General features: G+C 69.7%; 8 protein-coding genes. 7 read left to right on the top strand and 1 reads right to left on the bottom strand.

Features of this window, described 5'->3' with window-relative positions; translation table 11 throughout:
- Positions 1–64: 64 nt before the first annotated feature.
- The 3 genes from ACFRFH_RS03160 to ACFRFH_RS03170 all read left to right on the top strand — a co-directional run bounded on the left by ACFRFH_RS03160 (position 65) and on the right by ACFRFH_RS03170 (position 3,586).
- Positions 65–1,663 (top strand): hypothetical protein, encoded by a 1,599-nt coding sequence (locus ACFRFH_RS03160; protein WP_382461556.1) that lies wholly within the window; start codon positions 65–67, stop codon positions 1,661–1,663.
- A gap of 43 nt (positions 1,664–1,706) precedes the next feature.
- The gene (locus ACFRFH_RS03165; RefSeq protein WP_382461557.1) at positions 1,707–2,810 is read left to right on the top strand and encodes a DUF998 domain-containing protein; all 1,104 of its coding nucleotides are present in this window, start codon (positions 1,707–1,709) and stop codon (positions 2,808–2,810) included.
- An 86-nt stretch (positions 2,811–2,896) separates the two neighbouring features.
- Positions 2,897–3,586: a DUF3800 domain-containing protein gene (locus ACFRFH_RS03170; RefSeq protein WP_382461558.1), complete on the top strand. Its 690-nt coding sequence runs from the start codon at positions 2,897–2,899 to the stop codon at positions 3,584–3,586.
- Positions 3,587–3,672: 86 nt separating this feature from the next.
- On the opposite strand, the gene ACFRFH_RS03175 is transcribed toward ACFRFH_RS03170, so the two are convergent.
- Positions 3,673–4,386 carry an SOS response-associated peptidase gene (locus ACFRFH_RS03175; protein WP_382461559.1) on the bottom strand — a complete coding sequence of 238 codons (714 nt, stop codon included), beginning with the start codon at positions 4,384–4,386 and terminating at the stop codon, positions 3,673–3,675.
- A 426-nt stretch (positions 4,387–4,812) separates the two neighbouring features.
- Between ACFRFH_RS03175 and ACFRFH_RS03180 the strand changes: the two genes are divergently transcribed.
- The 4 genes from ACFRFH_RS03180 to ACFRFH_RS03195 all read left to right on the top strand — a co-directional run bounded on the left by ACFRFH_RS03180 (position 4,813) and on the right by ACFRFH_RS03195 (position 13,627).
- Entirely contained in the window at positions 4,813–6,336 is a 1,524-nt protein-coding gene (locus ACFRFH_RS03180) for a sugar transferase (RefSeq protein ID WP_382461560.1), read from the top strand.
- Between the two features lie 67 nt (positions 6,337–6,403).
- Positions 6,404–11,113 carry a PKD domain-containing protein gene (locus ACFRFH_RS03185; protein WP_382461561.1) on the top strand — a complete coding sequence of 1,570 codons (4,710 nt, stop codon included), beginning with the start codon at positions 6,404–6,406 and terminating at the stop codon, positions 11,111–11,113.
- A complete protein-coding gene (locus tag ACFRFH_RS03190) occupies positions 11,110–12,282 on the top strand; it encodes a glycosyltransferase (protein ID WP_382461562.1) in 1,173 nt (390 codons plus the stop codon). Before ACFRFH_RS03185 ends, ACFRFH_RS03190 begins: the two co-directional genes overlap by 4 nt.
- 16 nt (positions 12,283–12,298) lie before the next feature.
- Positions 12,299–13,627, top strand: a complete 1,329-nt coding sequence (locus ACFRFH_RS03195; protein WP_382461563.1) for a hypothetical protein — start codon at positions 12,299–12,301, stop codon at positions 13,625–13,627.
- Positions 13,628–13,649: the final 22 nt, after the last annotated feature.

A 13,649-nucleotide genomic window follows, 5' to 3' on the forward strand; every position in this document is an offset into this window, starting at 1 on the left:
CGTACGTGCGTGTGCCCAGAACGCGCGTATGTACGTGGACAGAGACGGGGGTGGGATGAGCGCGGTGACAGCCACAGAGCGCGAGACCGCCGCCCCGCCGTTGCGTGCGGTCCGCCCGTGGATCATCGCCGTGGCGTTCGGCCTCGCCGCCACGGTGATCTGCGCGGCAGGGAGCTGGATCCCGTCGCTCTGGGGCGACGAGGCGGCCACGCTGCTGTCGGCGAAACGCCCGGTGTCCACGCTCATCCCGATGCTGTTCCACGTCGACGCGGTGCACGGGCTGTACTACCTCGGCATGCACGGCTGGATCCGGCTCGCGGGCGACAGTCCGTTCGCCCTGCGCCTGCCGAGCGCCGTGGCCATCGGCCTCGCGGTCGCGGCGGTCACCCTGCTGGCGGGGCGCAGAGGCGGTGCGATGGCGGCGATCGTCGCCGGCCTGGTCGCCTGCGTCCTCCCCCGGATGACCTACGCGGGCGAGGAGGCGCGCTCGTTCGCGTTCACCGCTGCCGCCGCGGCCTGGCTGACCCTGCTGCTGGTGTGGCTGATCGACGGCGGGGGGCGCTCGGCGCCCGCGCCGGTACGCCGCGCCTGTTGGGCGGTCTACGCGGCCGGTATGGCCCTCACCTCGTACCTCTTCCTCTACACGGCGTCGCTCCTGCTCGCCCATCTCGGCATCCTGCTGCTCTCCCGGGCGTCCCGGCCGACGCTGCGGGCCTGGCTGATCGCCACCGGCTGCGTGCTCGTCGCGCTCGCGCCGCTCGGCCTGCTCGCGTACTTCGAGCGCAGCCAGATCGGCTACCTCGCCGACCAGCCCCAGGACCCGGCGAGCCTGGTGTGGCAGCCGTGGTTCGACAACGGCTGGCTGGCACTCGTGGCGTGGGCCCTGATCCTGCTCGCGATCGGCGCGTGGGTGCGTGACCGCTGGGGACGGGAGGCCAGGGCGGCACGGGCAGCCGGCTCTGATCCGATCGGCCCCGCACCCGCGGGCCCCCTGCCCATCGACGCCACGCTCGTCGGCGCGACCTGGCTCATCCTGCCGACCGGCGCGATGCTGCTGATCAACCTCGTCTTCCCGATGTACACCGGGCGGTACTCCACGTTCGCCGCCCCGGCGGCCGCGCTGCTGATCGCGGAGGGCCTGCTCCTCGTCGGCCGGTTCGTCGCGCGGCGCGGCGCGATCCCGGCCGTCGCGGCGACCGGCGCCGGCGCGCTGCTGTTCATCGCGATCAGCACGCCGGCCTACCTGGGCCAGCGCGGACCGTACTCGAAGAACGACTCGGACTGGTCGGAGGTCAGCAGCGCGATGGCGTCGGTACGGCAGCCGGGCGACGCCGTCGTGTTCGATGAGTCGACCCGGCCGTCGCAGCGGCCGCGGCTCGCCATGCGCACCTACCCCGCCGGCTTCGCGGGCGTCGCCGACCCGACACTGCGGACCGTCTACACCCGCAACATCGGCTGGGCCGACCGGGTCTGGACCATCCCCCAGGCGGCCGAGCGCGGCCGCTTCGACGGCGTCACGCGAGTGTGGCTGGTCGAGAACGACATGGACGGCCGCCTGCACAGCTACGGCCTGGCAGACCTGGAGGCGCTCGGCTTCCACAAGACCGGACGCACCGTCCCGACCCACCGGAGCATGTTCATCGAGCTGACCCGATCGAGCTGAGCAGCCCCTCTTCAGAACGGCGACCGCTCCCTACACTCAAACCATGAGGGAAGCCGTCTCGGAGCACGGCGTCGGTGAGCACGGCGCGGCCGATCGAATCTCCCGCCGGCTGCATGCGGCCTCCGTGGAGTCGCTGGCGCTGGGCGCGGGAGGCATCGCGTTCGTGGCCGTGTGCCTGATCGCCTTCTTCGTCTTCGCCGGACACAACCTCTCCATCTCCGGCGCGGGCTCGGTCGGCCAGTTCGCGGCGATCGCCTGCTGCGCCGTGACCCTGGTCGTCTACGGCGGCGGACGGGTCGCGACGTGGAGCATCCCCTGGTACAGCCGCCCCAAGGAGCACCGCTCCCGGATCGGCGCCGCGATCGAGGTGTTCGACTCGCTCGCCATCGCGGTCGCGCACGCCGTCGTCGTACTGCTGCTCTGGACCGTGCTGAGCGACGTACTCGCCCGCAGCTTCCAGGACGCCCAGGTCTTCGCCATCCCGGCCACCCTGCTGGTCGGCACGGCGGCCGCGGTCACCGGCTACTACGTGTTCCTCGCGGCGGCGAACATGAACCCGCTGCTGCTGTCGGCGGTGCTGGCCGTGTTCCTCGTCGTCGGGGCGCTGACCAGCATGCTGACCGCGTCCAACCCGCACTGGTGGAAGCAGAACCTCAGCGTTTTGGGCGTCACGGACGACTGGTCGTCGGCGACCTTCAACATCACGGTGATCGTGGGCGGCGTCCTCGTCACGGCCATCGCCCGCTACGCCACCGACAGCGGGCCGGACCGGCGTCCGTCGCGTGGCGAGCTGCAGGTCCGCACCGCGCTGGTGATCGTCGGCGCCATGCTCGCCTGCGTCGGGCTCTTCCCGGTCAACCACTTCTTCCTGCTGCACAACACGGCGGCGACCGGGATGGCCGTGGTGTTCTGCGTGCTCGCGGTCGGCATCCGCTGGGCGATGCCGCACCTCCCCCGCGCCTTCTACGCGCTCGGCTGGGTGTTCATCGCGGTGATCGCGCTGGTCACGCTGTTCTTCGCGGTGGGGTATTACAACCTGACGGCCGTGGAGTTGGTGGCTGCGGTGCTGATCTTCAGCTGGATCATCGTGTTCCTGCGGGTGAGCGTGGCGGCGGGGAGGGATGTGCGAGGCGGAGCGACGCAGTAATATGTTTTCACTGTATTAGCTCAGCCCGCGAACGCCTGTCCCCCCGCTCCTTCCGGGCGCTACACCCCCAGGAACGGGAAGCACTCATGACGATCGCTCGCATGCTCTATGTCGACGACTCCGGCTCCGTGGACCGCGGTCTCATCGTCTACGGGTGGGTCGAAGTCGCACCCGATCGCTGGCGGCACGGGCTGAGGTCGATTCTCGAACTGCGCAAGCGGTTGTATCGCGAGCATCACGTTCCTCCGGCGACCGAGTTGCACGCCACCAAGTTCGTCAACGGGCGCGCACGGATCTCGACGCGCCCGAGTGAGGACCGAGTCGAGTGGAAGACACTCGGTCGAGCGGTCGCAGTGGAGTGCCTGAGGATGCTGGCGGCATGCCCCGATCTCGCCGTCGGGGCGATCTGGCGGGCGACCTCGGCGACTGGCCGCGCTTACTATGACGAACGCGGCGAGGTGTATCGCACCCTCATCGAATCCTGGAACATGGAGCATCGGGCCGCGGGTGACCTCGCGTTCGTCAGCATGGACGGAAACGGCGACGATCCGAACTACTTCAACGCACACCGTTCCCTCTCACTCGATGACCGGCACATCATCGAGGACCCGATGATGCACGACTCCGCCCGGTCGCAGTGGGTGCAGATGGCGGACCTCGTCGCGTATTGCGTCTTCACGCATCTGAACCGGCACAGGGGTAACGAGTTCGGCTGGCGGTGGTATGAGGATCACCTGCTCGGGAGCGACGTCAACAGCGGCCCGAAACGGGTCTAATCGTTAAACAGCTAGACCCGCTCATCCACGAGTGTGGGGCGGGTCCGCGTAACTAGTATGAGGCATACGGGCGTGGTTCGCAAACCTCAGCCCTCGTCGACCGGCCTGATCAGCTCCGGCCCGTCTCCCACGACCGGCCCGACCCGGTCGAACACCAGCGCGTCCGCCACGGGCAGCGCCGCCCGCACCGCCTCGTCGACCAGCGCCTGGTCGCCGACCACCGTGGGGTCGATCCAGTGGTCCCAGAGCTCGCGCGGCAGCGGCACCGGGTTGCGGTCGTGGATGTCCGCCAGCGTCTGCACGGCGTCCGAGGTGAGGATGGTCGCCGTGAGGTGCCAGCGCTCCGGGTCGTCGCGGGACATCGCCGGGTCGGCCCACCAGGCGTAGAGGCCGGCGAAGCCGAGCAGCTCGCCGTCGGCGGAGTGGATGAAGTAGGGCGTCTTCTTCTTGGTCGCCGGGTCGGTCTGCCACTCGTAGTAGCCGCGGGCCGGGATGATCGCGCGGCGGGAGGCCACGGAGGCCTTGAACATCGGCTTCTCCGCGGCGGTCTCGGCGCGGGCGTTGAAGGTCGGCACCTTGGTCTTGAGCTCTTTGGACCAGGAGGGCACCAGCGACCAACGGGCGAGCTCCAGGCGGCGCACGCTCGGCTCCTCGCCGCGCTTGCTCTCCAGGAACACCGGGATGGGGTCGGTCGGCGCGATGTTCCAGCTCGGGCGCCAGTCGCGGAAGTCCCCGCCCTCGGCGACGAAGTCCTGGATCATGTCGTCGGTCTCTTTGTCCAACGCGAAGCGCCCGCACATGCTGACAGCTTAGGCGCGACCCCCGACAGCAGAGGGGGAGGCGCCGATCGTCCGCACCCCCCGAACGCGGGTCCCCGTCCCCCCTAAAAACGATGTATTCTCACCTTTGTGAATTGGTGAGGAACAATCACTTTACGTCGGGGGAAAGTACCCGAACCCCGGCGCGAATGCTCTCCACCGATGCACCTCAACCCGAAAAAGCACCATCCGAACCCAGGGACGACCCGTGAACCCGACACGATCGCACCGAGCGTCTCACGCTCTCGACCCCAGCAGGGGCGCGCGGAGCACGTCGAGCGCAGGTCGTCCCTCGCGGAACGGAGTCGGCGGCGGTGAATCCGTTCGAGACCACGGTTTCCCCCAAGCCGCCGTCGGCTCTTCCACGCGCGCCCACGCGGCGCACCCCGCGGAGACGGAGGCGGCACGATGACCGTCCTCCGCCCCCGCCTCGGCACGCTCACCCACGCGCACGCCAACGCCCGCCCGCTCAGCTCCGAGCAGAGCTGGGCCCGGCACTACCGCTACCGCCTGCTCGCGACCGACACCGCCCTCATCCTGCTGAGCACGATCGGCGCCATCTTCGTGCGGTTCGGCTTCGAGGACACCCCGACAACCACGGGCGAGGGCTTCCGCGTCGACTACCTCACGGTCTCGCTGCTCATCGCGGCCACCTGGATGTTCGCCCTCACGGCGTACCACACGCGCGACCCGCGCGTCGTGGGCGTCGGCGTCACCGAGTACCGTCGCGTCGTGGCGGCCACGGCCATCACGTTCGGGCTGCTCGCCATCTTCTTCCTCGTGGGCAAGGTGGACATCGCCCGCGGCTACTTCGTGCTCGCCCTCCCGCTCGGGATGGGAGGCGTCCTGGTCTCGCGCTGGCTCTGGCGGCACTGGCTGATCAAGCAGCGGACGTTCGACCACTACCTCTGCCGCGCGTTGGTCGTCGGCCGGTTCGACGATGTCGACACGGTCGTGCGCCAGATCCACGCGAACTCGGGAGCGGCATACAACGTCGTAGGCGCCGCTCTCGACACCGGTAAGCGGACAGGCGCCAAGAAGGATGCGGAGCTGAGCCGCCGCATCGCCTCCCCGCAGCGGGAGGTGCCCGTCGTCTCGGACCTGTCGGGGGTCGCAGAGGCGGCCGCCCGGCTCGGCGCCGACACCGTGATCGTCGCCGGCCGGGCGCTCAGCGGCGGGGACTTCGTCCGCCGCCTGGCGTGGAAGCTGGAGGGGACGGCGACCGAGCTGGTTCTCGCGGCGCCGCTGACCGACATCGCGGGCCCGCGCATCCACTTCCGGCCGGTCGAAGGGCTCCCGCTCATCCAGGTCGAGATCCCGCAGTTCGAGGGCGGCAAGCATGTGCTCAAGCGCGCCTTCGACTTCTTCGCGTCCGGGCTCGCGCTGATCCTGCTCTCCCCGGTCTTCCTCGCCGTCGCCGTCGCGATCAAGCTGGACGACGGCGGCCCGGTCATCTTCTCGCAGGAGCGCGTCGGCCGCGGCGGCGAGAAGTTCCGCATGCTCAAGTTCCGGTCGATGTGCGTCGACGCGGAGGCCAGGCTCGCCGGACTCCAGGCCGAGAACGAGGGCAACGGCCTCCTCTTCAAACTGCACGACGACCCGCGGGTGACCCGCGTCGGCCGGACGCTGCGCAAGTACTCGCTGGACGAGCTGCCGCAGATCCTCAACGTCTTCCTCGGCGACATGAGCCTCGTCGGACCCAGGCCGCCCCTCCCCGCAGAGGTGGCCGGCTACGAGAACCATGTGCACAGACGCCTGTACATCAAGCCGGGACTCACCGGGATGTGGCAGGTCAACGGACGATCGGACCTCTCCTGGCAGGAGAGCGTCCGCCTGGATCTCTACTACGTGGAGAACTGGTCGCTCACCGGCGACCTCGTCATCATGTGGCGCACCCTCAAGGTGCTGACACATCCCGTGGGGGCGTATTAGCTGCGCCCCCGGAAACCCCGCACCGCAATCCCGAGCACCTTCCCGACCGAAAAGACACGAGGTTGTCATGAGTACAGAGAAAGGCCCACGCGCTCGCTCGTTGGGCATCTTGACCGCCGTTATCACGGCCGTCGGCCTGGTCTTCGGAGGGCTGGCCATCGCCCAGCCCGCCGCAGCCGACAGCAATCCACCCGATCCCACGAACCCCTCGACCCCGCCGACCGTCACCGCCGACGTGCTGCCCACCCCGCAGATCAACGGCGTCGTCTGGTCGCAGACGGTCGTCGGCAACACGGTCTACGTCGCAGGCAAGTTCACCTCGGCGCGACCGGCCGGCTCGCCTGCGGGGACCAATGAGACGCCCCGCAACAACCTGCTAGCCTACGACATCACCACGGGCGCACTGCTGCCTTTCGCGCCGAACCTGAACGCGCAGGCGCTCTCGGTCACGTCGTCCCCGGACGGCTCGCGCATCTACGTGGCGGGCGACTTCACCTCGATCGACGGCAAGGGCTTCTACCGCCTCGCCGCGTTCTCCACCGCCACGAACACGATCATCAGCGCGTTCAGGCCGATCCTGTCGACGACGGGACGCGCGGTCACCGCGTCGAACTCGGCCGTGTACGTCGGCGGTGACTTCACGACGGTCAACGGTGTGGCACGCACTTACCTCGCGGCAGTGAGCGCCACCGACGGCTCGACGCTCAACTGGCAGGCGAACGCCGACGACTCGGTCTACGCCACGGCGCTCACCAAGGACGGCTCGAAGGTGATCGCCGGAGGCCGGTTCCAGAACGTCGGAGGCCTCGCCAACTACGGCCTGGCCGCCGTCGACGCCAACACCGCGGCCATCCTGCCCTTCGCAGCCAACCAGTCCGTGCGCGACGCGGGATCGCAGGCGAGCATCTACTCGCTGGCGACCACCAACGACCGCGTGTACGGCTCCGGCTACGTGTTCGGCCAGGGAGGCAACCTCGAGGGCAGCTTCTCCGCCGACCCGAACACCGGCGCCATCAACTGGATCGAGGACTGCCACGGTGACACCTACTCGGTGTTCCCGCAGGCCGACAACGCCCTCTACATCGCCGGCCACATCCACTACTGCGGCAACATCGGCGGCTTCCCGCAGACCAGCCCGACGTGGACGTTCCACCACTCGCTCGCCTTCAGCAAGGCGGCGACCGGGACGATCACGAACGACCCCTACGGCTACTTCAACTGGGCGGGCAACCCCTCCCCGTCGCTGCTCGACTGGTTCCCCGACTGGACGACCGGCTCCTTCACCGGCCAGGGCCAGGCGACCTGGAACGTCTCCGGCAACGACAAGTACGTGGTCTACGGCGGTGAGTTCCCGTCGGTGGACGGTGTCGCGACGCAGGGCCTCGCCCGCTTCGCACTGACGTCCTCCGCGCCGAACAAGGTCGGCCCGGCCGGCGTCCCGCTCACCCCGACGGCAGCGTCGTTCAACGCCGGCCAGGTGCGCGTCAGCTTCGCCGCCACGTACGACCGGGACAACGGCTACCTGACCTACAAGGTCTACCGGGACAACGGGACCACTCCCGTCTACCAGTCCACCGTTCACTCGAACTTCTACACGCGGCCGATCATCGGGTTCGTCGACTCGGGACTCACACCGGGAAGCCATCCGATCTACCATGTGAAGGTTTCCGACCCGGTGGGGAACACGACCTCGCGTGACACGAACGCGGTGACCGTCGCCGCCACCGGCAACGGAAGCGCCTACTCCGACTCGGTGAACCAGGCGGGTGCATCCTCGTACTGGCCGTTCGACGAGTCCAGCGGCACGACCGCTCTCGACCACATCGGGTTCACCGATCTGACCGAGACCGGGGTGACGCAGGGCGCGACGGGTCCGATCACCGGGGTGACCGCGTCGACCTTCAACGGGTCGAGCAGCCTCGCCGTGACGCCCACCGCCATCCAGGGACCGAACACCTTCACCGTGTCGGCGTGGTTCCGCACCACCTCGACCTCCGGAGGCAAGATCCTCGGCTTCGGCAACTCCAACACCGGGCTCTCGTCGAGCTACGACCGGCACATCTACATGGACAACGCCGGCCGGATCTTCTTCGGGGTCTACCCCGGCGGAGTGGCGACGCTGAACACCGGCCCCGGCTACAACGACGGCCAGTGGCACCAGGTGACGGCCTCGCTCGGAGCCAACGGGATGCGCCTGTACCTCGACGGGAAGCCGTCCGGATCGCGCACCGACGTCACGGTCGGCCAGGGCTACACGGGATACTGGCGGATCGGCGGAGACAACCTCAACGGGTGGCCGAACCAGCCGTCGAGCAACTTCTTCGCCGGTGACATCGGCCAGGTGTCGATGTACCCGACCGTGCTCGACAAGACGACGGTCGTGAACCAGTTCGTCGCCTCCGGCCGGCCCTCGCCGCTGAACCCGGCTCCGGCCGACGCCTACGGCCAGGCGGTCTACAACGCCGGGCCCGACATCTACTGGCGGCTCGACGAGACCTCCGGCAGCACGGCGCTGGCCTCCGACCCGTACAGCGAGACCGGGGCCTACTCGGGCACGTCGACCACCAGGGGCGTCGCAGGGCCGCTCACCATCAACGGCAGCCCGGACAACGCGGTGCGGTTCAACACGAACGGCAACGGCTCGTCCGGCGGCGTCGTGGCGAGCAATGTCCCCGCGACGAACCCGACGGTCTACACCGAGTCGATCTGGTTCAAGACGAACACCACGCACGGCGGCAAGCTGATCGGCTTCGGCGACCAGCAGTCCGGCCTGTCGAGCAACTACGACCGTCACATCTACATGCAGGACGACGGCCGCCTCGTGTTCGGCGTCTGGACCGGCCAGACCAACACCATCACCACGCCCAACCCGCTGAACGACAACAAGTGGCACATGGCGACGGCGACGCAGGGTCCGGACGGCATGAGCCTGTACATCGACGGCCAGCTCGTGGGCGCCAACCCGCAGACGCAGGCGCAGTCGTACACCGGCTACTGGCGGATCGGCGGCGACAACACCTGGGGCTCCACCGGACCGTACTTCAACGGGACGCTGGACGAGGCCGCGGTCTACTCGAGCGAGCTCTCTGCCCAGACGATCGCCAACCAGTACGCCCTGGGGACGACCGGCACGCTGCCCAACCAGCCGCCGGTGGCCTCCTTCACGAAGACCACGTCGCAGCTGACGGTGAACGTCGACGGATCGGCTTCGACCGACTCCGACGGCACCATCGCCTCCTACAGCTGGAACTTCGGCGACGGCTCCGTGGTGACCGGTCCGACCGCGAGCCACACCTACCTGCAGGGCGGCAGCTACAACGTCTCCCTCACGGTGACCGACAACCAGGGCGCGACGAACACGACCAGCCAGGGCGTGAGCGTGACCGCACCTCCGCCGAACCAGCCGCCTGTGGCCTCGTTCACCTCGAGCGCGACCTACCTCGCGGCGTCGTTCGACGGGACCTCGTCGTCCGATCCTGACGGAACGGTCGCCTCGTGGGCCTGGGACTTCGGCGACGGCTCCACCGGCGCCGGATCGACCGCCAGCCACACCTACGCGGCTGCGGGCACCTACCAGGTCAAGCTGACGGTGACCGACAACATGGGAGCGCAGACGAGCGTGACGAACCCGATCACCGTGGTGGCCAACCAGCCCCCGGCGGCGGCGTTCACCTCGTCGGTGACCAACCTGGGGGCGTCGTTCGACGGCTCGACCTCGTCCGACCCGGACGGGACCGTGGCCTCGTACGCCTGGGACTTCGGTGACGGAGCCACGGGCACGGGAGCGACGGCGAGCCACACGTACGCCACGGCGGGAACCTTCACCGTGACGCTCACCGTGACGGACAACGCCGGCGCCACCAACCAGGTCCAGCACCAGGTCACCACGACCCTGCCGCCGAACCAGCCGCCGGTCGCCTCGTTCACCGCCACGGCGACGGGCCTCGGCGTCGCGGTCAACGGCTCGGCCTCGTCCGACCCCGACGGCACCATCGCCTCCTACGCCTGGAACTTCGGTGACGGCACGGGCACGGCGACCGGTGCGACGGCGAACTACACCTACGCGACGTCCGGAACCTACACGGTCACCCTGACCGTGACGGACAACCAGGGCGCGACCGCGACGGCGACCAAGTCGGTCACCGTCACGACAGCCCTCGCGCAGGACGCCTTCGAACGGAGCACGACGAACGGCTGGGGCAACGCCGACACCGGCGGGGCGTGGACGCTCATGGGCGGCGCGACCAGCTTCAGCACGGCGAGCGGGTTCGGTCAGCAGACCGTCGCGGCCGGGACGACCAAGACGGCCACCCTGCCGTCGGTCACCTCGACCCGCAGCGACCTGACGGTCACCCTCTCCGGTGACTCGGCGGTGAGCGGCGGCGGCCTCTACTACTCGGGCATCGGCCGGATGGTCGGCAGCACCGACTACGAGGCCAGGGTCTGGGTGAAGGCCGGAGGCGCGGTGCAGCTCCAGCTGCTCCAGGGCTCGACGACCCTCTCGGCGGTGAACGTGACCGGCCTGGCCATCGCGACCGCCACCGACCAGCTCAAGCTGAGGGTGCAGGTGTTCGGCACCTCGCCGACCACGATCCGGGCGAAGGTCTGGCTCGGAACCGGCACGGAGCCGACCGCCTGGACGCTGAGCACGACCGACTCCACCGCGGCCCTCCAGGTCGCCGGGACCGTCGGCCTCCGCTCATACCTCTCCGCAAGCGCGACCACCACCCCGGTGGTCACGCGCTGGGACAACTTCGCGGTGGTCCCGGTACCGTGACCCGGTCGCCTCGCGCGGCCATCCTCGTGGCGCACCCCGGTTCGGAGCTGTACGGCTCCGACCGGGTGCTCCTCGAATCGGTCAGCGGACTCATCGCCGACGGCTGGGACGTGCTGGTCACCGTCCCGGCCGACGGCCCCCTGATCGCCGAGCTGCGGCGGCGGGGGGCCAGGGTGGAGCTGTGCCCCGCCCCGGTGGTCCGCAAGAGCGTCCTCAGCCCGCGGGGGTTCGTGCGGTTCGCCGCCACGAGCCTCCGCGGGCTGCGGCGCGGGAGCGCCCTGCTCCGCCGTGAGCGGCCGGCCGCGGTGTTCGTGAACACCGTCACCGTCCCGCTCTGGATCGGGCTGGCCCGGCTGGCCCGCATCCCCGTCATCGTCCACGTCCACGAGGGCGAGGGCAGCGCCTCCCCGCTCGTGAAGAAGGTCCTCGCCGCCCCGCTCCTGCTGGCGCAGACGGTGATGGCCAACAGCGCCTTCAGCGTGGAGGTGCTGCGCAGCGCCTTCCCCGCCCTCGGGAGGCGCGCGACCGTCGTCTACAACGCCGTGCCGGGGCCGGAGCACCGGCGTCCGGCGCGGCCATCGATCGAGGGCGACCTCCGCGTCACCTACGTCGGGAGGCTCTCGCCGCGCAAGGGCGTCGACGTCGCGATCGACGCGATCGCCGAGCTCGAGCGCCGCGGCGTCCCCGCCCGGCTCGACCTGGTCGGCGCCGTGTTCCCCGGCTACGAGTGGTACGAGCGCGACCTCCGCCGCAAGGTCGACGAGGAACGGCTGCAGGCCCGCGTCGCGTTCGTCGGCTTCCAGCCGTCGGTGTGGGACTACCTGGGCGACGGCGACGTCCTGCTCGTCCCGTCGGTCGCGGACGAGCCGTTCGGCAACACCGCGGTCGAGGGCATCCTCAGCGGACGCCCGGTGATCGCCAGCGCGACCAGCGGCCTGCTGGAGGCCACGGACGGCTACCGCACGGCCGTGACCGTGCGGCCGGGCGACGCCGCATCGCTGGCGGACGCCCTCCAGAGCACGGTCGAGCACTGGGCGGACGCGGCGGCGCTGCTTGAGGTCGACGTGCGCGCGGCCGAGGAGCGGCACAGTCCGGCGTCGTACCAGCGGCGCATCGCCGAACTCGTCCGGTCGACCGCGCACCGGACGACTACACTGAGCCCACGCTGAGCTGAGGGGGTGCGCCATGGTCGAACTGGCAGCCGGCCCGCTCAACGCCCCTGCGCTCGACAAGACCCTGGTGATCTGCGTCGGCGTGGCCGTGGCGGTGCTGGGCTTCGTGGTGCTGCGCAGGTACCCCAAGCTGGCCGTCGTCGCCTGGATCGTCTCGATCTGCTTCGTGCCGATCTGGTTGGGCTTCGGCATCGGCTTCAACGGCAACTACTACATCCCGCCCGCGACCGCCGCCGCGCTGCTGGTGGTCGCCGCGCTCCTGCCGACGCCGCGGTTCCGGCTGAGCTGGCTGGACGGCGTGATGACCCTCGTCGTCGTGTGCGCCGTCTGCTCGCTGTTCACCGGCAACGCCGGGATCGCCTTCAGCTCGGTGATCCTCGTGGTCACCTATTTCCTCGCCGGCTACGCGGTCGGCAGGATCGCGCCGTTGCGCGTCGACCCGCTGTGGGTCCACGGCGCCATCGCGGTCTGCTTCACGGGGGTCGCGCTCCTGACGATCGTCGAGGGCCTCACGCATTTCAACCCGTTCGTGCTGATCAAGGCCAACAACTCGCTCTACGAGGCGTGGGGCTCGATCCAGTCGCGCGGCGGCGTCCCGCGTGCGGAGGGCGCCTTCGGGCACTCCATCGCGCTCGGCGCGAGCCTGGCGATGGCCATCCCGATCACGCTGGCGTCGCCGTTCCGGCTCTGGTTGCGGATCGGCATGTCGTTCCTGATGCTGCTGGCGACCGTGTTCACCTACAGCCGGATCGGCATGATCTGCGCGGTGCTGGGAGTGCTGCTCTCCGTGCTCTTCATGCGGGACGCGATCTCGCGCCGCGCGCGCATCGCCATCGTGGCGATCGTCGCGATCGCGGGCGCCGTGCTGTTCCCGGCGATCATCACCGTCTTCGACGACGCCGGCGCGGAGGCGACGGACAGCGCGAACTATCGTGGCGACCTGCTCTCGCTGTTCGGCACGATGAACCCGATCGGGGTCGCGACCTCGGCCGAGAAGAACTCGGCAGGTGTCCTCTACTTCGGCAACTTCCACTCGATCGACAGCCAGCTGATCCTGACCGGGCTGACGAACGGCCTCATCGTGCTGGCCGCGGTCGTCGTCGCCCTGCTCTTCGGCATCGTGCTGGTGCTGCGGGGGAAGGCGACGGCGGCCACGATCGCGCTGGTCGCGCAGATCCCGGCCCTCGCGACGGTCGCGCTGATCACCCAGTACGCGATCTTCGTCTGGTTCGTCGCCGGCCTCGCCGCGACGACGCAGCTCGCTCCGCAGGCCCTGCGCGCCGGCGTGCTCGACACCCCGCGCCGCCTGCCCGAGCCGTCACCCGCCGCCGACCGCGCATAGCGTGCGCTCCGGCGCTCCCGCG

This window comes from Leifsonia sp. NPDC056824, from assembly GCF_042789575.1.
Taxonomy (GTDB): domain Bacteria; phylum Actinomycetota; class Actinomycetes; order Actinomycetales; family Microbacteriaceae; genus Leifsonia.

Bases quoted from the DNA above. Each gene is read 5' to 3' on its own strand.
- ACFRFH_RS03170 (WP_382461558.1), top strand. From the start codon at position 2,897: ATGACGATCGCTCGCATGCTCTATGTCGACGACTCCGGCTCCGTGGAC.
- ACFRFH_RS03185 (WP_382461561.1), top strand. From the start codon at position 6,404: ATGAGTACAGAGAAAGGCCCACGCGCTCGCTCGTTGGGCATCTTGACC.
- ACFRFH_RS03175 (WP_382461559.1), bottom strand. From the start codon at position 4,386: ATGTGCGGGCGCTTCGCGTTGGACAAAGAGACCGACGACATGATCCAG.
- ACFRFH_RS03195 (WP_382461563.1), top strand. From the start codon at position 12,299: ATGGTCGAACTGGCAGCCGGCCCGCTCAACGCCCCTGCGCTCGACAAG.
- ACFRFH_RS03180 (WP_382461560.1), top strand. From the start codon at position 4,813: ATGACCGTCCTCCGCCCCCGCCTCGGCACGCTCACCCACGCGCACGCC.
- ACFRFH_RS03165 (WP_382461557.1), top strand. From the start codon at position 1,707: ATGAGGGAAGCCGTCTCGGAGCACGGCGTCGGTGAGCACGGCGCGGCC.